This window comes from Streptomyces sp. NPDC053426 (assembly GCF_055585405.1).
On record NZ_JBVJKE010000027.1, the window covers coordinates 1 to 20,846 of the forward strand.

Annotated in this window: 21 protein-coding genes; 9 read left to right on the top strand and 12 right to left on the bottom strand. The window is 72.6% G+C overall.

The genetic code is table 11. The annotated features are described in order from the left end of the window. A partial coding sequence (locus ACZ62B_RS35540) for an alpha-1,6-glucosidase domain-containing protein (RefSeq protein ID WP_469693582.1) occupies window positions 1-531 on the top strand: 531 nt, incomplete at its 5' end. Window positions 532-586: 55 nt separating this feature from the next. Next, window positions 587-943 carry a 5-carboxymethyl-2-hydroxymuconate Delta-isomerase gene (locus tag ACZ62B_RS35545; RefSeq protein ID WP_344565336.1) on the top strand — a complete coding sequence of 119 codons (357 nt, stop codon included), beginning with the start codon at window positions 587-589 and terminating at the stop codon, window positions 941-943. 4 nt (window positions 944-947) lie between these two features. On the opposite strand, the gene ACZ62B_RS35550 is transcribed toward ACZ62B_RS35545, so the two are convergent. Further along, window positions 948-1,643 carry a TetR/AcrR family transcriptional regulator gene (locus ACZ62B_RS35550; RefSeq protein WP_468878804.1) on the bottom strand — a complete coding sequence of 232 codons (696 nt, stop codon included), beginning with the start codon at window positions 1,641-1,643 and terminating at the stop codon, window positions 948-950. Between the two features lie 64 nt (window positions 1,644-1,707). Further along, window positions 1,708-3,597, bottom strand: a complete 1,890-nt coding sequence (locus ACZ62B_RS35555; RefSeq protein WP_469693585.1) for a hypothetical protein — start codon at window positions 3,595-3,597, stop codon at window positions 1,708-1,710. A gap of 134 nt (window positions 3,598-3,731) precedes the next feature. Here ACZ62B_RS35555 and ACZ62B_RS35560 point away from each other — a divergent pair, with 134 nt between their 5' ends. Then, window positions 3,732-4,166 carry a hypothetical protein gene (locus tag ACZ62B_RS35560; protein ID WP_344565342.1) on the top strand — a complete coding sequence of 145 codons (435 nt, stop codon included), beginning with the start codon at window positions 3,732-3,734 and terminating at the stop codon, window positions 4,164-4,166. 77 nt (window positions 4,167-4,243) lie between these two features. Here ACZ62B_RS35560 and ACZ62B_RS35565 read toward each other — a convergent pair whose 3' ends face one another. The 8 genes from ACZ62B_RS35565 to ACZ62B_RS35600 form a co-directional block, all read right to left on the bottom strand. After that, window positions 4,244-5,761, bottom strand: coding sequence for a DUF1996 domain-containing protein (locus ACZ62B_RS35565; protein ID WP_344565344.1), 1,518 nt, complete (start codon window positions 5,759-5,761; stop codon window positions 4,244-4,246). A gap of 216 nt (window positions 5,762-5,977) precedes the next feature. Then, the gene (locus tag ACZ62B_RS35570) at window positions 5,978-6,631 is read right to left on the bottom strand and encodes a response regulator transcription factor (RefSeq protein WP_344565346.1); all 654 of its coding nucleotides are present in this window, start codon (window positions 6,629-6,631) and stop codon (window positions 5,978-5,980) included. Next, entirely contained in the window at window positions 6,616-7,881 is a 1,266-nt protein-coding gene (locus tag ACZ62B_RS35575) for a sensor histidine kinase (protein WP_344565348.1), read from the bottom strand. The genes ACZ62B_RS35570 and ACZ62B_RS35575 overlap by 16 nt, the downstream gene beginning before the upstream one ends. 68 nt (window positions 7,882-7,949) lie before the next feature. Further along, window positions 7,950-8,960: an NAD-dependent epimerase/dehydratase family protein gene (locus tag ACZ62B_RS35580; RefSeq protein ID WP_344565350.1), complete on the bottom strand. Its 1,011-nt coding sequence runs from the start codon at window positions 8,958-8,960 to the stop codon at window positions 7,950-7,952. Between the two features lie 60 nt (window positions 8,961-9,020). Next, on the bottom strand, window positions 9,021-9,560 hold the full coding sequence (locus ACZ62B_RS35585) for a winged helix-turn-helix domain-containing protein (RefSeq protein ID WP_469693588.1): 540 nt from the start codon (window positions 9,558-9,560) through the stop codon (window positions 9,021-9,023). A 322-nt stretch (window positions 9,561-9,882) separates the two neighbouring features. Continuing rightward, on the bottom strand, window positions 9,883-10,911 hold the full coding sequence (gene glnII, locus ACZ62B_RS35590) for a glutamine synthetase (protein WP_344565354.1): 1,029 nt from the start codon (window positions 10,909-10,911) through the stop codon (window positions 9,883-9,885). 261 nt (window positions 10,912-11,172) lie between these two features. Then, window positions 11,173-11,814: an RlpA-like double-psi beta-barrel domain-containing protein gene (locus ACZ62B_RS35595; protein ID WP_382053027.1), complete on the bottom strand. Its 642-nt coding sequence runs from the start codon at window positions 11,812-11,814 to the stop codon at window positions 11,173-11,175. A gap of 109 nt (window positions 11,815-11,923) precedes the next feature. After that, the gene (locus tag ACZ62B_RS35600; RefSeq protein WP_344565358.1) at window positions 11,924-12,283 is read right to left on the bottom strand and encodes an arsenate reductase family protein; all 360 of its coding nucleotides are present in this window, start codon (window positions 12,281-12,283) and stop codon (window positions 11,924-11,926) included. Window positions 12,284-12,515: 232 nt separating this feature from the next. Between ACZ62B_RS35600 and ACZ62B_RS35605 the strand changes: the two genes are divergently transcribed. The 6 genes from ACZ62B_RS35605 to ACZ62B_RS35630 all read left to right on the top strand — a co-directional run bounded on the left by ACZ62B_RS35605 (window position 12,516) and on the right by ACZ62B_RS35630 (window position 18,948). Then, the gene (locus tag ACZ62B_RS35605; protein ID WP_344565363.1) at window positions 12,516-12,830 is read left to right on the top strand and encodes a hypothetical protein; all 315 of its coding nucleotides are present in this window, start codon (window positions 12,516-12,518) and stop codon (window positions 12,828-12,830) included. A gap of 178 nt (window positions 12,831-13,008) precedes the next feature. Then, a complete protein-coding gene (locus ACZ62B_RS35610) occupies window positions 13,009-14,256 on the top strand; it encodes a sensor histidine kinase (protein WP_344565367.1) in 1,248 nt (415 codons plus the stop codon). Continuing rightward, the gene (locus ACZ62B_RS35615; protein WP_344565369.1) at window positions 14,256-14,930 is read left to right on the top strand and encodes a response regulator transcription factor; all 675 of its coding nucleotides are present in this window, start codon (window positions 14,256-14,258) and stop codon (window positions 14,928-14,930) included. The genes ACZ62B_RS35610 and ACZ62B_RS35615 overlap by 1 nt, the downstream gene beginning before the upstream one ends. Before the next feature lie 171 nt (window positions 14,931-15,101). Continuing rightward, window positions 15,102-15,551, top strand: a complete 450-nt coding sequence (locus ACZ62B_RS35620; protein ID WP_469693591.1) for a hypothetical protein — start codon at window positions 15,102-15,104, stop codon at window positions 15,549-15,551. Window positions 15,552-15,640: 89 nt separating this feature from the next. Further along, entirely contained in the window at window positions 15,641-16,399 is a 759-nt protein-coding gene (locus ACZ62B_RS35625; RefSeq protein WP_469693627.1) for an ABC transporter ATP-binding protein, read from the top strand. Continuing rightward, the gene (locus ACZ62B_RS35630; RefSeq protein WP_468723307.1) at window positions 16,396-18,948 is read left to right on the top strand and encodes an ABC transporter permease; all 2,553 of its coding nucleotides are present in this window, start codon (window positions 16,396-16,398) and stop codon (window positions 18,946-18,948) included. Before ACZ62B_RS35625 ends, ACZ62B_RS35630 begins: the two co-directional genes overlap by 4 nt. A 5-nt stretch (window positions 18,949-18,953) precedes the next feature. Here the strand turns inward: ACZ62B_RS35630 and ACZ62B_RS35635 are convergent, their stop codons facing one another. Next, entirely contained in the window at window positions 18,954-19,211 is a 258-nt protein-coding gene (locus ACZ62B_RS35635) for an SCO2583/SCO2584 N-terminal domain-containing protein (protein WP_344565377.1), read from the bottom strand. Window positions 19,212-19,340: 129 nt separating this feature from the next. Continuing rightward, on the bottom strand, window positions 19,341-20,750 hold the full coding sequence (glnA, locus tag ACZ62B_RS35640; protein ID WP_468723303.1) for a type I glutamate--ammonia ligase: 1,410 nt from the start codon (window positions 20,748-20,750) through the stop codon (window positions 19,341-19,343). Window positions 20,751-20,846: the final 96 nt, after the last annotated feature.

The following is a 20,846-nucleotide window of genomic DNA, read 5'->3' on the forward strand; positions in this document are numbered from 1 at the left end:
CGCTCCAAGTCCCTGGACCGCAACTCCTACGACAGCGGCGACTGGTTCAACGCCATCCACTGGAACTGCGCGGACGGCAACGGCTTCGGCCGGGGACTGCCGCCCGCCGCCGACAACAAGGACAAGTGGCCCTACGCCAAGCCGCTGCTCGGCGCGATCCAGGTCGGCTGCCCGCAGATCGAGGGCACCTCGGCCGCGTACCAGGATCTGCTGAGGATCCGCTCGACGGAGCAGGTCTTCTCCCTCGACACCGCGGGACAGGTCCAGTCCCGGCTGTCCTTCCCGCTGTCCGGGAAGGACGAGACGCCCGGCGTCATCACCATGAAGCTCGGTGACCTCGTCGTCGTCTTCAACGCCACGCCCGAACGGCAGGAGCAGCGCGTCGCCGCGCTCGCCGGGACGGGCTACGGTCTGCACCCGGTGCAGGCGGCGGGCGGGGACGCGGTCGTGAAGACCTCGTCCTACGCGGAGGGCACCGGCACGTTCACCGTCCCGGCGCGCACGGTGGCGGTGTTCACCACGGCCGGCTGACCCCGTGGGGAGCTGCGGCTAGTGTGAGCCCTCCTGACCTTGAACAGGAGGGCTCATGCCGCAGATCACCGTCGACTACTCCGAGCGACTGGCGGACGGTTTCGACCGGCCCGCCTTCGCACGGGACCTGCACACCGCCGTGGTGGAGATCGCAGCCGCCAAGCAGCCGGCGTGCAAGACCCGGTTCCGGCGGACCGAGGACGTCGTGGTCGGCCCCGACACCGACGGACACGCCCTCGTGCACGTCCACATCGCCATGCTGCCCGGCCGCACGGACGAGACCAAGGCCCGCCTCACCGAGACCGTCCTGGAACTGCTGCGGCAGTACGTGAAGCCGGCCGAGGGCGTGCGGCTGCACGCCTCCGCCGAGGTGCGCGACCTCGACGCCTCGTACCGGAAGTTCGAGGAGTAGGGCCCTAGGAAGCGGCCAGTGAGATCAGCCGGGTGGCGAGGTCGGTGAACGGCCCGTCGCCCGGTTCGTTCCCCAGCAGGTCACGGAGGAGCGCGGCCAGTTCCTCGTCGCGGGCGGCGGCCACGGCGGCGAGCGCGGCGAAGTCCTGCACCAGCTGCGCCTCCAGCTCGGCGCGCGGGATGCGCCGCCCGTCCAGCCAGATCAGCGCCGTCGACTCGACGAGCGAGATCCAGGACCGTACGACCAGTTCCAGCCGCACCGGCGCCGGGCCCACCACGCCCATGTGCGACAGCATTTGGTCGTACGCGGCCTGCCGTACGGAGTCGATCAGCGCGTTGGTGGCCGAAGAGCCCACTGCCGGGCCGCCGCGCATCAGGGCGGCGAAACCGGGCCCGTGCTCGTCGACGAAGTCGAAGAAGCGGGCCATCACCCGCCGCAGCCGCGACCCCAGCGGGCCCTCGTGCGGCTCCACGAACCGGGACGCCAGGTCCTCCGCCGCGCGCCTCAACGCGGCCTCGTACAGGCTGAGTTTGCCGGGGAAGTAGTGGTAGACCAGCGGGCGGGAGATGCCCGCCCGTGACGCTATCTCGTCGATGGAGACCTCGTCGGGGGAACGCCGGCTGAACAGTTCGAGGGCCACGCCGATCAACTGCTGCCGCCGCTCCTCGACTCCCATCCTGCGCCGCACCCCGGTAGTCATACGAACACCTTACCGATCGATTCCGGCCGTGAACGGTCCGGACCGGACAGTGGTGTTCGTCCGGCTAGTTCAGTCCGTCGATCGACCGCCCGTTCTCGAGCGTGCCCTTGAGATCGGCGCGGGCGCCGTTCTCGGCGCGGACGGCCAGCAGCCGCCCCCGCGCCGAGCCCTCGACCCCGCCCGTCGCCCTGACGGACGCCAGGTCGCGGCTGCCGGCAGCGAGCAGGTACCAGGTGCCGGACCCGGACTTCCACAGCACCCCGGCGAGCACCCGGGGCTCGCGCTCCCCGCAGGCCGGCGCGGACTCGGCCTTCGCCGCCACCGCCCCGAGCCGCCCGCCCGGCGTGTGGAACTGCGCCAGCACCCGCGCCCCGTCGCCCCGCCAGGTCTCCGCCCGCGTGCACACCCACGCCGCCTCCCCGCTCTCGTCGGGCAGCGGCTGCTCGGCGAACGCCCAGGCGTTCACGCTCCGTACGCCCGCCGAGCGCATCGCGCTCAGCGAGCAGGCGTACGGCGCCCAGGTGCGCAGCGCCCCGGCGCCGGAGGCCTCACGCGTCTCGCCGGGACGCCCGGCGGTGAGGTGCGCCGGGACCAGTTCGCCGAGGTCGGTCACCAGCCGGGTGCCGGTGCCGTCGGTCAGCCGCAGCACGTTCCAGGAGGCGCACGGCCCCGACCGGAGGGCGGGACTCGCCAGCGGTGAGGTCACGCCGTCGGTGAAGGTGAGGGCCGTCGCCTGCGAGCCGGGCTCGCGCAGGTCCCGCTGGTCCGCCTCACGCACCCAGGGCGCCAGCAGATAACGGACGTTGCCGTCGACGCGGCTCAGCACCACCGCGCTCGACCCGGCCCGGCCGGCGCCGTCGACCCGGGTGAGGTCGAGCACGGCCCCCTGCGTGCCGTCCGCCGGCTCGGCGTACCTGGCGAGGCGCAGACCGTCGTACAGCACCACCACGCGCGCGGCGTCGACCGTCCCCGCGTACAGCAGCCGGGGCGGCCCGGCGGGGCCGCCGGACGGGGTGCCCGGGGTCGCCGACACCCGGACGCCCTCCCCGGGCCGCGCCCAGACGGCGAGGGCGCGGCGCAGCAGGGCCGTGTCGCCGGTGCGGTCGCCGCGCGCCGGCCACACGGAGAAGTCGGTGCGCGCGGAGGTCCTCCACGCGGTGGGGGAGACCCGGGTCAGCTTCCCCGGGTCCAGCGCGGCCTGCGCGGCCGGATTGCGCGCGTACGGGGGCGCGGCGGCGCCGTCCGGGCCCCAGCCGTCGCCCGGCAGCGCGAGCAGCGTCCCGCACACCGCCAGCGCCGCCCCGCCGACCAGCGCGGCCTTCAGACGCCGCCGGCGGCGCAGCAGATCCGTCGGCCGGGCCTGGAGCGCGCAGGGGTCGAACTCGGGGGAGTCGAGCAGCCGGTACGGGTCGGGGATCCCGTCGGCCTCCTCCAGCGCGGCGTCCACGTCGGCGACGCCCGCCGCCGCGAGCACCTCGCGCACGTCCCCGTCCGGGAGCCGCTCCAGGCCGCGCAGGGCGTGGGCGGCGCGGGCCGGCCCGGACAGCGCGTTCAGCCGCTGGTCCAGCGCGAGTTCGTCGGCGCCGCCCGAGCGCGGGAACAGCTTCAGCCCCCACACCCGCGGCAGCGGCGACGGCAGCCGCGCCCCGCGCCCCAGTGCCGTACGCAGCACCTGGAGGCGGAGCAGCGCGTACCCGGGGTCGCCGTCCCGGCCGGCCCGCTGGGCGGGGACCAGCGGTGCGGGGGTGCGGCCACGGGGCAGCGCCCGCTGGACCAGGGAGTGCGCGGTGAGCACCCGCCTGCTCCGGCCCCTGCCGGACGGCAGCACCAGGTAGGCGAGCCGGACGAGCCGCGGATAGTGCTCGACGAGCGCGGCCTCGGCCTGCTCGACGCCCACGACCGGACCGGCCGCGGAGGAGGCTGGGGAGGGCGGGACGACATCCTGTGACTGCACGTCCAGCAGAACGAGCGGACCGGGGGATGGTCACCGGGATTTGAGCGTCGCGGGCGTCACAGCCGTATCGAAGGGCGAGGGCCCCGAGCCGGGGCTCCGTGCGGCATGTCGCCCGCGAGGGACCGGAGGAACACATGAGGCTGACCCGACCGATGCTCGCGCTGGCCGGTGCGGCGGCGGCACTGGCGCTGACCGCCTGCGGATCCGGCGGGGACGGGAAGGACGAGGTGCCGCCCACCGCGACAGGCAGCCTGGAGCATCTGGCCGCCGAGGCGAAGTGCGAGCCGAACATGCAGACCGACGCCGACACCATCCGCCAGGCGCTGTGCGGGAAGGGCGACGAGAAGTACGTCCTCGCCACCTTCGCCACCGACCGGGGCCAGGCCGAATGGCTCAGCACCGCCAAGGACTACGGCGGTTACTACCTCGTCGGCCGCAAGTGGGTGGCCGTGGGCGAGGAGCGGACCGTGACGGCGCTGCGGAGCATGCTCGGCGGGACCATGGAGGAGGGGTCCGAGCACATGAACCCCGGCGGCAGCCACAACCAGGGCGGCGGCCACCACGGCTGACCCGAGGCCGGGGCACACGGAGAGGCCGGCGGTGGGACCTCCCACCGCCGGCCTCTTCCCGTCACCGGACCGCCGGACTACCGGCAGTCCTGGCCGCTGTTGATGCAGTCGACCATCTCGTTCATCAGGTCCTCGTCGAAGAAGTTGATGAAGTCGTTGTGGTCGGTGATCGGCTTGTGGAGCTGCTCCGGGAAGGAGTCCAGCGCGAACGGGTTCACGACCTGCCCGTTCTCGATCCGCGGGGCCGGGATGTTGTCGTAGACCAGGCGGACCTGGAGCTGGGGGACGGCCTGGAAGCCGTTCGAGCAGCTGCCGTCCGCCTCGACGAAGTCCATGTGCGTACGGTGGTTGGCGCTGTCGGTGTTCTGGCCGTCCCAGCAGCTCTGGAAGTTGGTCGTCCGGACCACGCCGCTGCCGTCGGGGCAGATCGGGTACTTGTCCGTCACCTGCCGGTCCTCGAAGCCGGTGCAGCTCCAGGAGGTGTTGGCGTTGTTCAGCCCGTTGGTGAAGGACTTGGCGTCACCGGTGATGATGCGCAGCGCCCTCGGCATCGCGACGACGTCGCTCGTCCGGTTGCCGACGAACTTCAGCTCCGCCTCGGTGGGCGCGACGATCTTGCCGACGTTGCCGTCCTGACCGCCGCCCGGCTGGTCCTGGTCGATGTCCTGCGTACCGTCCTGGATCCGCAGGACCGGCCAGAAGTACGTCGACCTGTCCCCCTGGTTCTGGCAGCTCGTGTCGCCGTTGGCCAGGTCCTCGTCGCTCGCGAAGGCGGTGTTGGCCTGGTTGCCGACGTAGTCGTGCTGGTGCTGGGCGCCGTTGCTGACGCCGGGGGCGGCGATCACGTTGTCCGAGTTGCGCAGCGCGTTCTCGTTGGTGCCGCAGTCGGTGGTGAAGGTGCCCGTCGAACCGCCGTCGCCGTTCGCGGCCAGACCGTTGGGCAGGTTGCGGGAGTTCGGCTGCACGTCCTCGATGTTGATGAAGTCGTCCGCCACGGGGCCGTTGCCGGCCTGACCGCCGTTGCCCTGGTCCTGACCGTTGTCCTGGCCGCCGCCACCCTGGTCCTGGCCGCCGTCGCCTTGGTCCTGACCGCCGTTGTCCTGGCCGCCGCCGTCGTTCCCCGGTTGTTCGACCGGAACACCCTGGCACTGGGCGAACCGGCCGAGGTCGCGCGGCGCCTTGCCGCCCGCCCGGTCGATGTTGATGCCGATCCGGTCGAGGGTGGCCGTCCGCTTGGACTTCAGCGGTCCGAGGATGGCGTTGTCGACGTAGCTCTCGTCGCCCGCCTGGGCCTGGCGCGTCTCCGCGAGACGCGTGTAGGCGTCCGTGATCTGCCGGTCCAGCCGGGCCAGCTCCTCCGCCACGCCCCTGCGCGCCTTCCTCGGCACCTTCGTCAGCTTCTGGCCGACGTCGGGGCAGTTGATCGTGGCGACCCGTGCCCCCCTCGACTTCGTCTGGTTGTGGCCTCCCTCCTCGTGCGCCGAGGCATAGAAGTTGGCCCAGACCAGCCCGCCCCCACCGAGCGCCAGGGCCGCCGCCCCGGCTGTCACTTTGGTGGCCAGCGGCATACGGCGTTTTCTTGTGTTGCGTCCCATGGAAATCCTCTTGACCTTCCTTACGGGGGCACCTTTGCGGGGCGTCGAGCGGCCCGGCAGGAGTGAAGCGGCTCCCTTGAGTACGGGAGCCGCCCCACGGGTGTTCACCCGTCCCGGAAATCGATGGGAAGTCAGTACGGCCACACTGGTTTCAACAGGCCCTGGAATACCGGGAGTTGTCGATCGTCCACTCGCGGTGAAGGGGCGGGTCCGGTTTCACCGGCCGTGGTCGAGATACGCGAGAACCGCCAGCACGCGCCGGTTGTCGTCGTCCGAGACCTCGAGACCCAGTTTGGCGAAGATGTTCGCGGTGTGCTTCGCGATCGCCCGTTCCGTCACCACCAGCCGGGCCGCGATCGCCGCGTTGGTCCGCCCCTGCGCCATCAGCTCCAGCACCTCCAGCTCGCGGGGCGTCAGCCGCGTCAGCGGCCGGTCGTTCCCCGACTGCCGCGCCAGCAACTGCTGGATCACCTGCGGATCCATCGCCGTACCTCCCCGCGCCACCCGTCGTACGGCGTCCACGAACTGCTCCGCGTCGAACACCCGGTCCTTCAGCAGATAGCCGACCCCGCCGCTGCCGTCGGCCAGCAGCTCCCGCGCGTACAACTGCTCCACGTGCTGCGAGAGCACCAGCACCGGCAGCCCCGGCCGTCTGCGACGCGCCTCCAGCGCGCACTGCAGCCCCTCGTCGGTGTGCGTCGGCGGCAGCCGTACGTCGACCACGGCGACGTCGGGCTCCAGCTCGGCCAGCGCCCGCGCCAGCTCGGGCCCGGACTCCACGGCCGCCGCGACCTCGAAGTCGTGCGCTTCGAGCATCCGGACGAGTCCGTCGCGCAGCAGGAACAGGTCTTCGGCTAGGACAACGCGCAAGGGATCTCCATCGTGACCATGGTGGGACCGCCCGCGGGGCTGCTGACGGCCAGGACGCCGTCGAATGTACCCAGCCGCCGCTCCACCCCGGTCAGTCCCGAACCGGCCCCGACCACCGCGCCGCCCCGCCCGTTGTCGGTGACCGTCACCCGCAGATGACCCTCGGCGTGATGCAGGTCGACCCAGATCCGGTCCGCCCCGGAGTGCTTCACCGCGTTGGTGAGCACCTCGCTCACCGCGAAGTACACCGCCGACTCCACGGGTGCCTCGGCCCGTCCGGGCAGTTCCACGTTCACCTCCGTGGCCACCGGCAGCCGCAGCGCCAGCGCCCGCACCGCGTCCCCGAGGCCGCGCTCGGCCAGCACCGGCGGATGGATGCCGCGCACCAGCTCCCGCAGCTCGGTCAGCGCCTCGGCGGAGGACTGCCGGGCGTGCGCCAGCAGCTCGCGCGCCTTCGCCGGGTCCTTCTCGATCAGCGCCTCGATCGTCCCCAGGTCCATGCCCATGGCGACCAGCCGCGCCTGCGCCCCGTCGTGCAGATCCCGCTCGATGCGCCGCAGCTCGGCGGCGGAGGTGTCCACGGCGTCCCGCCGGGTCTCGGTCAGCACCCGCACCCGCTCGGACAGCTCGCCCCGGCCCGAGCCCAGGACGGCCCGCGTGAGCAGGAAGTGCACGTGCAGCAGGCGCGGGGTGAAGAAGTGCGCGAGGAACAGCAGGGCGAGGGCGAGGACGCCGGCGCCCAGCGCGGACATCTGGTTCGTGACCCGTACGAAGCCGTACCAGTACCCGTCGGGCAGCACCCGCCACAGCCCGACGGCGATGGCGAGACCCTCCAGGGGATAGACCAGCAGCACGAACGGCAGCAGCGCGGTGACGAAACCGGCGGTCATGTCGACCGGCAGCCACAGCAGGTCCCGCCAGGTCGCCGGGTCGCCCAGCATCCCGAACGTCCGCCCCCACGGGTTGGCGTCCTTCGGTATCGGCCGGTACGACGGCGGGATCCGCACCCCGCCCCACTCGGCCGCCAGCACCCGCCGCCAGTTCGCGAACGCCCGCACCCCCTTCAGCACGTACGGGGTGGTGACGATGCCGACGCCGATCGGGATCAGCGCGATGGACACCAGGGACAGCACGAAGCACAGCACCGCCCCCGGCAGCGACACGAGGGCGAGCGCCAGCCCCCGTATCGCGGCGAGCGCGACGCCCCGCCCCCCGGTCCGCCTGTTGCCGATCTTCGTGTCTGTGGTCATGGCACAAGTCTGGCCGAGCGGGACGGGCGGGGCATTGGTCCGGACACCCGGACAGAGGGTGGTGCCAGCTACACCCCTCCAGTAGTCCCCAGCACCTTCGCCTCCACCTCCGGATCGAGCCCCTTCTCGGTCCGGTCAGGGCGCTGGGGCGCGGTGCCGCCGATCTCCCGCAGCCAGGCCCAGGTGTCGGCCACGGTCTCGGCGACCGGGCGGCACCGCAGCCCCGTCGCGACCGCCCGGGAGACGTCCGCCGAGTGCAGCGCGTCGTGCAGGTCGCTGCCCGGCGGCACCCACACCGGCAGCTGCGTCCACGGCTCGATGCCCGCTTCGAGGATCACCTCCGGCGCGGTCCAGCGCAGCTCGGCCGGGCCGCCGGTCGCCCGGACACAGGCTTCGAGCAGCTCGCCCATCGTGCTGTGCCCCTGCGGCGACAGCAGGTTGTACGGCCCGCTCAGCCCCTGCTCCGCCGCCCCGAGGATCCACTCCGCGAGGTCGCGGACGTCGACGTACTGGAGCGGCAGGTCACGCGGGCCCGGCGCGAGGACCGGCCCGCCGCGCGCCGTCCGGTTCAGCCACCAGGGCAGCCGGCCCACGTTCTCGTACGGCCCGAGGATCAGCCCCGCCCGCACCAGCAGCGACCGGTCCGCGCCGAAGGCGTCCACGGCGGCCAGCTCACCGCCCAGCTTGTCCCGCGCGTAGTCCGTGGGACCGGCGTCGGCGGAGGCGCCCTCCACCACCCGTGCCCGCTCGGTGTATCCGGCGGGCGGGGCCCAGTCGTACACCGAGCAGCTCGACACGTACACGTACCGTCCGGCGCGGCCCCGCAGCAGCCGCGCCGCGTCCCGCACCGCGCGCGGGGCGGCCGACCAGGTGTCGACGACGACGTCCCACTCGCCGGGGTCCTCGTCGAGCGCGGCCGTCCCGCCCGGCTCGGTGCGGTCGCCCAGCAGCGTCCGCGCGCCTTCCGGGGCCTCGTGCCGCCCCCGGTGGAAGACGGTCACCTCCCAGCCCCGGCCGAGGGCCGCCTCGACGACGGCCCGGCCCACGAACTCCGTACCACCCAGCATCAGAAGTCTCATACCGGTGACTCTGCCGGGCGTTCCGGTGGCCGGGAAGGGGAATCTGCCGTGGGCAGATCGTCAGCGCCCGGTCGGCGGAACGTACTTGTAACCGACCCGGCGCACGGTGCGGATCGTGTCCCGGTGTCCGGAGCCCAGTTTGCGGCGCAGCCGGGCGATGTGGACGTCGACGGTACGGCCGTCGCCGACATGGCCGTAGCCCCACACCGTGCCGACCAGGTGGTCCCGGGTGTGCACCCGGTTCGGGTGCGCCACGAGATGGGCGAGCAGTTCGAACTCCAGGTAGGTGAGGTCGAGTTGCCGTCCGTCGACGTGGGCGGTGCGCTGTGCGGGGTCGATCCGGATCAGCGGGTCGCCGGCGGTCTCGGTGCCGGGGGAGCCGGCCGGGAACGGCGGCTGCCGGTCGGCGGGGACCAGCACCAGGTAGCCGACCATCGGCGGGCGGCCGGGCAGGACGGGCAGGGCGTTCTGCGGCGCGGGCAGCCAGGTGGCGCCCGGCGGCAGCAGATCCGCGACGGTCACCACCTCGTCCCGGTCGACGGCACGCAGCCGGGGAGGGGAGGAAGGGGAGGCGGAGGACAGGGAACGGGGGGTCGCCATGAGTCGTCAGCTCTTTCGCGCGAAGGGGTTCGTCGAGGACGTACGCGGTGCGCGGCGGCCGGAGGCCGGGAGAGGATCCGGGCGTCAGAGGGCCGGCGCGTTCGTCGCGCGACAACACACCCGGTCGAAGTCGTGGTGCTGACGGGAGGGCCAGAACGGTTCCAGGTCACGGCGACCCGTCGCGTCGTACTTCCGGAAGCTGGCCATGCCCCCATTGAAGCAGACACTCGCGGCCGGCAGGAGTCCCCTTTCACCGCTCGGACGACGCGGAGGGGCGCCCACCCCGGTCGGTGGACGCCCCTCGCGACGACTGCGGTACGGATCAGACCTGGCCGGCCTTCTCCAGCGCGGTGCAGCACGTGTCGACCAGCAGGCGGGTCACCACGTACGGGTCGACGTTGGCGTTCGGACGGCGGTCCTCGATGTAGCCCTTGCCGTCCTTCTCGACCTGCCACGGGATGCGGACCGAGGCGCCGCGGTTCGAGACGCCGTAGGAGTACTCGTTCCACGGGGCGGTCTCGTGCAGACCGGTGAGGCGGTCGTCGATGCCGGCGCCGTAGTTCTTGACGTGGTCCAGCGGCTTGGAGCCCTCACCGAGCGACTCGCAGGCGGTGATGATCGCGTCGTAGCCCTCGCGCATCGCCTTGGTGGAGAAGTTGGTGTGCGCGCCCGCGCCGTTCCAGTCGCCCTTGACCGGCTTGGGGTCGAGGGTGGCGGAGACCTCGAAGTCCTCGGCCGTGCGGTAGAGCAGCCAGCGGGCCACCCACAGCTGGTCGGAGACCTCCAGCGGGGCCAGCGGGCCGACCTGGAACTCCCACTGGCCGGGCATGACCTCGGCGTTGATGCCGGAGATGCCCAGGCCCGCCTTCAGGCAGTTCTCCAGGTGCGCCTCGACGACGTCACGGCCGAAGATCTCGTCCGAGCCGACGCCGCAGTAGTAGCCGCCCTGCGCGGCCGGGAAGCCGCCCTCGGGGAAGCCGAGCGGGCGGGCGCCCTTGAAGAAGGTGTACTCCTGCTCGATGCCGAAGATCGGCTCCTGCGCGGTGAACTTCGCGGCGACCTCGGCCAGCGCGGCACGGGTGTTGGTCTCGTGCGGCGTCATGTCCGTGTTGAGGACCTCGCACAGCACCAGGACGTCGTCGCCGCCGCGGATGGGGTCCGGGCAGACGAAGACCGGCTTGAGGACGCAGTCGGAGGCGTGGCCCTTGGCCTGGTTGGTGGAGGAGCCGTCGAAGCCCCAGATCGGCAGCTCCGCGCCCTTGGCGTCGTCGGCCAGGATCTTCGTCTTGGAACGCAGCTTGGCGGTCGGCTCGGTGCCGTCGATCCAGATGTACTCGGCCTTGAAGCTCACGGTCCACATCCTTCGGGGGTGGGTCTGGGCGCTTGTGCGGGTGCTGCGGCGCTGCGGCACTGGGGCGCCGCCGTCGATGTCCCGCAGCCTGTCAACAGGCGATTTCCCGGCCATTGCCCGAATGTGAACCCCGTGTTACCTGACACCGCCGTGTCCCACCTCACCGTGTGAGCGGGCGTGCCCGGTGGCGGGGGACGCGGACGGGCCCGCCGCCCCGGTGGGGGAGCGGCGGGCCCTGGGAATCCGCGACGAACCCGGACCTCACCCCACCTTCTCGATCACCGCGCGGCGGATCAGGAACTTGCCGGCCTCCCGGACCTGCTCGAAGGCCGCGTCGTTGAGCAGTACGCAGCTGCCGGAGACCGAGGTGACCTCCACCGTCGTGGACTTGCCGTTGTCCAGGTTGGTGACCTTCAGCTTCGTACCGGCCGGGAACTGGTTGCTGGACGCGGCCGGGGCGCCGTCCTCGCCGGAGAGGGTGACGGTCGACCCGTCGCACACCTGCTCGCCGGAGGCCCGCGCGCCCTCTTCCTCCGCCGCGGGCTGCGAGGGGGCGGGCTGCTGCGGCTGCGCGGCCTGGGAGTCCTGAGCCGACTCCCCCACCGTGCACCCGGAGGCCTCCTGCTGGCGCCGGATCTGGGCGATGACCGCCTCGCGGTTGGCGATCCGCGCCTCGGACTGCGCGTCCGGGGCGGCCCGTTGGCCCTCGATGAACTTCTGGTTGTTGCCGAGCGCGGTGGCGAGGCCCTGGCAGACGGTCGAGTCCGCCGCCGACCTGGTGGTCGGCGGCGGCGCCGCGTTCGACGTGTTCGCCATGACGAAGGCCCCGCCTCCCGCCACCGTCGCGGCGCCGACCAGCAGCGCGAGTTTCTTCTTCGGGCCGAGGGTTCTCCTGCGCGACATGCGCGCCTCCTGAAGAGGTAGGGGAGCGTACGCCGCTATGTACGAGATACCGAACAGAGTTGCTCAGCGGTTGGGCCGGGCGGTCGAAGTGTCCTGCGTCACATGGCTGTCAGCGGGAGAGGGCGTCCCGTACGGCGTCCTCCGTGCGGCCCACGACCGCCGTGCCGTCGTCCGCCGTGATGATCGGCCGCTGGATCAGCTTGGGGTGGGAGGCGAGCGCCGCGACCCAGCGGTCCCGCGTGCCGGCCTCCCGCGCCCACTCCTTGAGCCCCAGCTCCGTCGCGACGGCCTCCTGGGTCCGGGTGATGTCCCACGGCTCCAGCCCGAGCCGCTCCAGCACCGCCCGGATCTCGTCCTCGCTCGGCACGTCCTCCAGATAGCGGCGGACGGTGTACTCGGCCCCCTCGGCGTCGAGCAGGCTGATGGCGCTACGGCACTTGGAACAGGCGGGATTGATCCAGATCTCCATGCCGCCCACGGTACGCCGACCCCGCTCTGTTCGAATTCTCCGCCCCCGTGCGCGTGGCGTGCGGGACCTGTGTGACGTCACGACAAAACCCGTTCTCACCAGGGCATTTATTGGCTTCTTCGGGTCTGCTGATTGTCAGTGGGGGGCAGTAGAATGGAGGCAGTGTTCGAGGGTGGTACCGGGGTCGTCGGGGATCCCGGCGGGCCGCCCCGACCGCGACAGGAGGATGCCCGTGCCCGCTGCCGCACTGAAGCCGAAGCCCCTGCCCACCCAGTCCACCGCGAAGCGCCCCGTGCCGCTCGAACTGCCCTGCGCCCCGGTGGAGAAGCGCCCGCTCCCGGCGGGCCGCCCGCGCGAGTGGTACGTCACGCACAACCGCCGGCTCAAGGCGATGCGGCTCGCCATCGCCCTGCTCGACTCCGGCGTCTACCTGCCCGCCCAGGCCCGCAACGAGAAGATCCGCACCACGGCGGCGCTGATCGGCGTCCACCCGCCGTCGGACACCACGTGCCACATGGTGCGCGCGTTCATGCGCTACAACCGCTGAACAGCGGACCGGCGCCGGGCACCTCCCCGAGGTGGGGTGCCCGGCACCGCCGTGCCGCGCGCTGAGGCAGTATGGGCGGGTGAGGACACCGTCCTCACTCCGAAGTCACCGCGGCCCGGAGGCACTTGTGCCGGCGGGGCACGCGGTCGCGCCCCGCCGGAGGAGAAAGGTACGACGGTTGGCTGAGGAGAGGACGGTCCCGGTCCCGTCGGCCTGGATGGCGCCGTCCGGCCGGTACGGCCGCGCCATGGCCCGGGCCTGCGACATCGGCATCGCGCTGGTGGTCCTGGTGGCGGCGGAGTACTACAGCGGCGACTACGACCTGCTCCTGGGCGGGCTGATGGCCCTGTGCCTGCTGGCCCGCAGACGGCTCCCCGGCACGGTGCTGGCGGTCGTCCTGGCGCTGAGCGTCGTCCAGTTCGTCCTGTACGACCTGCCCGACCTCCCGCTGGCGTCGGCGCCCGCCTCGTACGACGTGGCCGTGCTGTTCGCCATGATGTCGGTCGTCCACCATTCCCGGACCACCTGGATGCCGTACCTCGCGGGCGCCGCGGTGCTGCTGGCCACGGTGGCCGGGACGGTGGGGATGCCGGCCCTCGGCATCGAGCCGTTCGTCGGCCTCGAAACGTTCCTGATCTTCTGGGGCCTGACGCTGACGGTCTGGCTGACGGCCTTCGCCCTGCACACCCGGCGCCTCTACGCCGAGAGCCAGGCGGCCCGCGCCTGGCACGCCGAGCGGGAACAGGAACAGCGCGTCCGGCTGGCCGCGACCCGGGAGCGGGCCGAGATCGCCCGTGAACTGCACGACGTGGTGGCACACAGCCTGGCCGTGATGATCCTCCAGGCCGACGGCGCCGAGGCCGTGCTGCGGAAGTCGCCGGACAGGGCGCAGTCCGCGCTGAAGACGATCGCCGCCACCGGCCGGGACGCGATCGACGACATGCACCGCATCGTCCGGGTGCTGCGCGAGGGGAACCCCGGCTCCGGCGACCCGGACTCCGCCGACGGCGGCCCGCCACGGCGCCTGGTCACCCTCGACGAGATCGAGGTCGTCGCCGAACGGGCACGGGCCGCGGGACTGACCGTGGACGTGTCGGTCGAGGTCGACGGGGGACGGCTGTCGCCGGCGGAGGAGATGACGGCCTTCCGCATCGTCCAGGAGTGCCTCACCAACGTGCTCCGCCACGCCGGGGCCGGGGCCGGGGTCGGCATCCGGCTCCACGAGGAGCGGGGCACCCTGCTGATCAGCGTGGTCGACGACGGGGCGGGCACCCTCGCCGGCCGCGGCGTCGGCGGCCGTTCCGGAGGGAACGGCCTGGTGGGGATGCGGGAGCGGGTGGAGCTCGCCGGGGGCAGCTTCGAGGCCGGCCCCCGGCTCGGCAGCGGATGGCACGTACGTGCCTCGATTCCGACAAGGACGAAGTGATGACACAGGCGGACAGGCCGATCCGGGTGGCCGTGGTGGACGACCAGCCGCTGATCCGGGCCGGTTTCTCCATGGTGCTGGCCGGTCAGGACGACATCGAGGTCGTCGGTGAGGCGGAGAACGGGGCGGACGCCCTCGACCTGCTGGAAAAGGTCGAGGCGGACGTCGTCATCATGGACATCCGCATGCCGGTGATGGACGGCATCCAGGCCACGGAGCGGCTGATGCGGCTCGACGACCCGCCCGGCGTGCTGGTGCTGACCACCTTCGACAACGACGAGGACGCGTTCGCGGCACTGCGCGCCGGGGCCGGCGGCTTCCTGCTGAAGAACGCCCCCGCCACGGAGGTCGTGAACGCCATCCGGGTCCTGGCCGCGGGGGAGTCGGTGGTGGCGCCGCGCATCACCCGGCTGCTCCTCGACCGGGTCTCGGACCGGCTGGCACCGGCGAACGGACAGGCCGAACGGCTGGACGTCCTCACCGCGCGCGAGCGGGACGTGCTCGCCCTGGTCGCCCGGGGGATGTCCAACGCCGAGATCGCGGCGGAGCTGTACGTCGCGGGGGCCACGGTGAAGACGCACCTGGGCAACCTCATGGCGAAGCTGCACCTGCGGGACCGCGCCCAGGCCGTCGCGTTCGCCTACGAGTCCGGGCTGGTCCGTCCCTCCCCCTGAGGGTGCAGAAGCGCCCCCGGGTTCTGCGCCCGGGGGCGCAGAGACCACCCCGTCCGGTGTGCCAGATCCGCCGCCTCCGATCTCGGATCCGTGGCCGATGTCCGGCGGGCCGCCGAACTCCAGACTTCTCACTGTCGCCGAACGCGGCCGAGAAGACATCTGGAGGATCCGATGAGCACCACGCCCGCCACGTCCACCGCCCCCGCCGCGAAGAACCGCAAGCGGAACCGTCTCGTCATCGGCGCGGCCGCGGCCGCGGTCGCCGCGGCCCTGGCCGTCGGAGCGGGGTACTGGTGGCTGGACCGCGACGAACTCAGCCAGGCCTCCGCCGAGGACTGCCGGCTGGCGCAGCGCATCATCACCGAGGCCAAGGAGATCTCCACCGGCCCCGCCCCGGAAGCGGAGAAGTGGTGGGAGAAGACCGGCGACGAGCGCCGCGCGCAGATGAAGGACGGCTACCTCGGCTACCGGGTCGCCACGTACGAGGGCTGGGCGCTGGCGACCGCCCAGAAGTCCTCCGAAGTACCGTCCGCGAAGGACGTGAAGGACCTCCGGGAAGTGGCGCAGGGACACTGCTCGGACGCGGGCATCACCTTGTCCGTGCCGCCGCTCGGCGCCTGACCCGGATCGCGGGAACCGTCCCCATGGCCGTCCACACCGCCGCCCGCGACCGCGCACCGGACGACGACGTCATCACCGCCACCGACCTGGTGAAGACCTACCGCCAGGGCACCGCCGAGGTACGGGCCCTCGACGGGGTGTCCGTCGGTGTCCGGCGCGCCCGGTTCACCGCCGTCGTCGGCCCCTCCGGGTCGGGGAAGTCGACCCTGATGCACTGCGTCGCCGGACTCGACACCGTCACCTCCGGCAGCATCGTCCTGGACGGGACGGAGATCACCGGGCTGTCCGACCGGCGGCTGACCCGGGTGCGCCGGGAGCGGATCGGGTTCGTCTTCCAGTCGTTCAACCTGCTGCCGCAGCTGACGGCGTACGAGAACATCGTGCTGCCCGTCACCATGTCCGGCGGGCGCCCGGACCGCGAGCTGGTGGACCACCTCTGCGAGGTCCTCGGCATCGCCCACCGGGCCTCGCACCGCCCCGCCGAGCTGTCCGGGGGCCAGCAGCAGCGGGTCGCCGTGGCCCGGGCGCTGGTGGCCCGGCCGGCCGTGCTCTTCGCCGACGAACCCACCGGCAACCTCGACTCGCGGGCCGGCACCGAGGTCCTCACCGTGCTGCGCCGGTCCGTCGACGAGCTCGGCCAGACGGTCGTGATGGTCACCCACGACCCCGCGGCCGCGCGGTACGCCGACCGGGTGCTGACCCTCGCGGACGGACGCCTCGTGAAGGACGAGCACACCGCCTCCGCCGGGCACGCCGCCTCCGCCGGGCACGCCGCCTCCGCCGGGCACGCCGCCCCCTCCGGACGGGCCGCCGCACTCGCCGGCGACGTCACGGGGAGGCGGCGATGAGGACCCCGTGGCGCGCGACCGTCCTGGGCTCCCAGGTGGCGGAACTCCTGCGGCGGCCCGGACGGTTCGCGGCGACCGGCCTGTCACTGCTGATCGCGGCCTTCGTCGTCTTCGGGACCGTCATGGCCCAGCAGATCGTCACCGCGACCGTCGTCGAGAAGTTCCGCGGAACACCCGGAGCGGTGTCGCTGGTGGTCACGCCCGGCGACGGGGAGGACATCGGCGAGGCCGGCCTCAACGAGATCCGGAAGACGCCCGGAGTCGCCGAGGCCGTCGGCCGGATCGACGGCGGCAGCCCGCTGGGCGGCAGCGCCGTCGAACGCTACCTCGCCCTGTCCGCGGACCCGGGCACCGGCGCCCTGGCGGAAGTCCGGCTGCTCGACGGCACGTACCCCTCAGGGCCGGGCCGGCTCGCCGTCAACACGCAGGCCGCGCGGGAGTACGGCCTCGCTCCGGGATCGTCGCTCACCCTGCTGCGGCCCGGAGCCGACGGCGACGGCACCCGACGGGTGACGGTCGAGGTCAGCGGCATCGTCCGCAGCACCGCCACGAACGACGCGGAACCCACCGGGTACGCCCCCGGCCCCCGGCTCGGGGAACTGCTCGGAGTGCCGGGCTACTCCCGCATCGACATCCGCACCGACTCCGCGTCCGGTTCCGCGGATCCGGGGGAACGGATCCGGCAGGCGGTGCCCGGAGCACAGGTGCGGTCCGGGGACGAGGTGCGGGAGGAGGAGGCCCGCGAGGCGGTGGCGGAGGCGAAGGACACCCTGGAGCTGGTCACCGTCTTCCTCGCCGTCGCCGTCGGCGCGGCCGTCCTCGTCGCGACCTCCACCTTCCGCATCGTCTTCGCACGGCGCGTACGCCAGCTGGCGCTGCTGCGCGCCATCGGGGCGACCCCGCGACGGCTCGCCGCCGCGCTCGTCGTCGAGGGGGCGGTGGTCGGCCTGCTGGCCGGCGCGACCGGTGCGTCTGCGGCCTGGGGCTGCGGGCGGCTCGTCCCCCCGGTCGCCGGGCGGTTCGGGCACGACCTGTCCGTCCCCTCCGGCTTCCCGCTGACGGAGGCCGTCCTCACCGTCCTCGGCACCGGCCTCCTCGCGGTCCTCGCGGTCCTGGCCCCGTCCCTGAGCGCCTCACGGGTCTCCCCGCTGCAGGCCCTGCGCAGCGCGGCGTCCGGGGCGGGCGCGGCGGGCGGCCTCGGCAGGGCCCTGCTGGGCCTGCTGTGCGCGGGAGGCGCGGCGCTCCTCGCCCGGCAGCAGTACGACGGCCTGCCCCAGCCGGGCGACACGGGGTACGACCGGTTCGCGGCACTGACCGCCGTGGTGCTCTCGGGCGGGCTGGCCTTCCTGGCCCTGATCGCCCTCGGCCCCCGTCTGGTCCGGCCGGTGCTGGCGGCCGTCGCCGTGCCCCTGCGCCGCACCGGTGCGGCCGGCCGGCTCGCGGTCGCGGGCGTCGGGGGCGCGCCGGGCAGGGCGGCCTCGGTCTCGGTCGTCGTCGCCCTCGGCGTCTGCCTGGTCGGCTCGACCCTGACCTGCCTCGCCTCCCTGAACGCCTACGAGCGCTACCGGCAGACGGTGGAGGCACCCGCCGACTTCTCCCTGTACGCGAGGGACAGCGAGACGCTGGACCGGTCGCTGGCCGCCGATCTGACCTCCCGCCCCGAACTGACCGACGTGACCGCGTTCCGCGCGGCGGAGGTCGTCGAGAGCGGCCGCGGCGCGACGGTCTCCGACCTCGACCTCGGCACCGTCCGCTCCGGCACGGGCCTGACCGCCCGCACCGGCTCCCTGGACCGCCTCGGACCCGGCCACGTCGTCGTGGACGCCGACCACGCCCACCGGCTCGGCGTCCGGGCCGGCGACCGCGTGACGCTGGAGTTCGAGGGCCGTCCCGTCCAGCTCACCGTGGCGGCGACGCTGCCCGGAGCCGGACCCTACGGAGGGAACTTCTTCGTCCCCGCCGCGGACCTCACCCGCATGGGAGCGGACGCCGCGCCCACCACGGTCACCGCCAACGCCACGGAGGACGGCGCCGAGGGACGGATCCGCGCACAGCGGGCCCTCACCGACACGCTGACCGGTCCGGAGCGCGGCGACGGCCGCGTCATCGCCGAGGCCCCGGCCGCCCAGGCCGACGGCTCCGACGACCTGCGGACGACGGCCACGACGGTGATCATGGTCCTGGGGCTGACCGTCCTGGTGGCGGTCGCCGGAGTCGCGACCACGGCGAGTCTCACCGTCGTCGAACGCAAGCGCGAGTTCGGGCTGCTGCGGGCCCTGGGCCTCAGTGGAGCGGCCGTGCACCGCATGGTCACGGTGGAATGCGCGCTCCACGGCGTACTGGGCGGATTCCTCGGTCTGGCCCTCGGCCTGCCGTACTCCTGGCTGGTGGTCCGTGTCGCCGAGACGAGCGCCCCGTTCAGCGTTCCCGCGGGGGAACTGGCGGCGGTCTTCACCGCCCTCGTCCTGGTGACCGCCGCCGCGGGCACGGTGCCCGCCCTCCGCGCCTCCCGGACCCCGCCGACGGTCGCCGTCGCCCAGGCCGACTAGCCGGATCAGTACGGGCGGAAGTTGATGTACCCGAGCAGCACGATCACCGCGACGACGCAGCCGAGCACCACGGCCGTCGACACCCACGAGGAGCGGCCGGCCGATCCCCGGTACTCCGGTTCGCCGCGGAACGGGACCGGTCCGGGCGGGTTGTCCTTCCAGCGCGCGGCGAGCATCCGGGCCCGGGCCGACGGTTCCTTGTGCGCGGCGCCGTCCGCCCACTTGATGTCGAACTCCCGCTCCTCGTCGTCCCTTTCGGACATCCCCGTGACCTTCTCTCGAACAACTGTGTCGGACCAAGGATCCCCCTTCGGGCGCGGAGAGGGAAGTTTTCCGGACACACGACGGCGCCCCCGCCCCGGAGGAACCGGGGCGGGGGCGCCGTGGCCCGATCAGACGTCGAAGTAGAGCTCGAACTCGTGCGGGTGCGGGCGGAGCTGGAGCGGGGCGATCTCGTTGGCGCGCTTGAAGTCGATCCACGTCTCGATCAGGTCCGGCGTGAACACGTCGCCCTGGAGGAGGAACTCGTGGTCGGCCTCCAGGCGGTCGAGGACCGCGCCGAGGGAGGTCGGGACCTGCGCCACGTTCGCGTGCTCCTCGGGAGCCAGCTCGTAGAGGTCCTTGTCGATCGGCTCGGCCGGCTCGATCTTGTTCTTGATGCCGTCCAGGCCGGCCAGGAGCAGCGCCGAGAAGGCCAGGTACGGGTTGCCGGAGGCGTCCGGGGCGCGGAACTCCACGCGCTTGGCCTTCGGGTTGGAGCCGGTGATCGGGATGCGCATCGCGGCGGAGCGGTTGCGCTGCGAGTACACCAGGTTCACCGGCGCCTCGAAGCCCGGCACCAGACGGTGGTACGAGTTCACCGTCGGGTTGGTGAAGGCCAGCAGCGACGGCGCGTGCTTGAGGATGCCGCCGATGTAGTAGCGGGCCGTGTCCGACAGGCCGGCGTAGCCCTGCTCGTCGTAGAAGAGCGGCTCGCCGCCCGTCCACAGCGACTGGTGGACGTGCATGCCCGAGCCGTTGTCACCGAAGATCGGCTTCGGCATGAAGGTCGCGGTCTTGCCGTTGCGCCACGCGACGTTCTTGACGATGTACTTGAAGAGCTGCAGGTCGTCGGCGGCGGCGAGCAGCGTGTTGAACCGGTAGTTGATCTCGGCCTGGCCGGCGGTGCCCACCTCGTGGTGCTGGCGCTCGACCTTCAGGCCGGCCTTGGCCAGCTCCAGGGACATCTCGGCGCGCAGGTCGGCGAAGTGGTCGACCGGCGGGACCGGGAAGTAGCCGCCCTTGTAGCGGACCTTGTAACCGCGGTTGTCCTCCAGCGCACCGGTGTTCCAGGCGCCCGCCTCGGAGTCGATGTGGTAGAAGGACTCGTTCTCGGAGGTCTTGAAGCGCACGCTGTCGAAGACGTAGAACTCGGCCTCGGGACCGAAGTACGCGGTGTCCGCGATCCCGGTGGAGGCCAGGTACGCCTCCGCCTTCTTGGCCACGTTGCGCGGGTCGCGGGAGTAGGCCTCGCCCGTGATCGGGTCGTGGATGAAGAAGTTGATGTTCAGCGTCTTGTCACGGCGGAACGGGTCGACCCGGGCGGTCGACAGGTCCGCGCGCAGCGACATGTCGGACTCGTGGATGGCCTGGAAACCGCGGATCGACGATCCGTCGAACGCCAGCTCCTCGTCCGGGTCGAACGCCTCGGCAGGGATCGTGACGTGCTGCATCACACCCGGGAGGTCGCAGAACCGGACGTCGATGAACTTGACGTCCTCGTCCGCGAGGTACTTCTTGGCGTCGTCGGCGTTCTGGAACATCCAGCTCCTCCTACTCCCGACCGTCCCGCCGGGGTGGTAGACCGTTCGTGTGGCCAGTGCGGGTGGCACACGCTCCCCTCGACCCTAGGGACGGGT

What these genes read in the sequence shown, in the direction of transcription:
- ACZ62B_RS35620 (WP_469693591.1), top strand. Translation starts at nt 15,102, where the DNA reads ATGAGCACCACGCCCGCCACGTCCACCGCCCCCGCCGCGAAGAACCGC.
- ACZ62B_RS35630 (WP_468723307.1), top strand. Translation starts at nt 16,396, where the DNA reads ATGAGGACCCCGTGGCGCGCGACCGTCCTGGGCTCCCAGGTGGCGGAA.
- glnA (WP_468723303.1), bottom strand. Translation starts at nt 20,750, where the DNA reads ATGTTCCAGAACGCCGACGACGCCAAGAAGTACCTCGCGGACGAGGAC.
- ACZ62B_RS35565 (WP_344565344.1), bottom strand. Translation starts at nt 5,761, where the DNA reads ATGGGACGCAACACAAGAAAACGCCGTATGCCGCTGGCCACCAAAGTG.
- ACZ62B_RS35585 (WP_469693588.1), bottom strand. Translation starts at nt 9,560, where the DNA reads ATGGCGACCCCCCGTTCCCTGTCCTCCGCCTCCCCTTCCTCCCCTCCC.
- ACZ62B_RS35550 (WP_468878804.1), bottom strand. Translation starts at nt 1,643, where the DNA reads ATGACTACCGGGGTGCGGCGCAGGATGGGAGTCGAGGAGCGGCGGCAG.
- ACZ62B_RS35560 (WP_344565342.1), top strand. Translation starts at nt 3,732, where the DNA reads ATGAGGCTGACCCGACCGATGCTCGCGCTGGCCGGTGCGGCGGCGGCA.
- ACZ62B_RS35615 (WP_344565369.1), top strand. Translation starts at nt 14,256, where the DNA reads ATGACACAGGCGGACAGGCCGATCCGGGTGGCCGTGGTGGACGACCAG.
- ACZ62B_RS35575 (WP_344565348.1), bottom strand. Translation starts at nt 7,881, where the DNA reads ATGACCACAGACACGAAGATCGGCAACAGGCGGACCGGGGGGCGGGGC.
- ACZ62B_RS35635 (WP_344565377.1), bottom strand. Translation starts at nt 19,211, where the DNA reads ATGTCCGAAAGGGACGACGAGGAGCGGGAGTTCGACATCAAGTGGGCG.
- ACZ62B_RS35595 (WP_382053027.1), bottom strand. Translation starts at nt 11,814, where the DNA reads ATGTCGCGCAGGAGAACCCTCGGCCCGAAGAAGAAACTCGCGCTGCTG.
- ACZ62B_RS35545 (WP_344565336.1), top strand. Translation starts at nt 587, where the DNA reads ATGCCGCAGATCACCGTCGACTACTCCGAGCGACTGGCGGACGGTTTC.
- ACZ62B_RS35580 (WP_344565350.1), bottom strand. Translation starts at nt 8,960, where the DNA reads ATGAGACTTCTGATGCTGGGTGGTACGGAGTTCGTGGGCCGGGCCGTC.
- ACZ62B_RS35600 (WP_344565358.1), bottom strand. Translation starts at nt 12,283, where the DNA reads ATGGAGATCTGGATCAATCCCGCCTGTTCCAAGTGCCGTAGCGCCATC.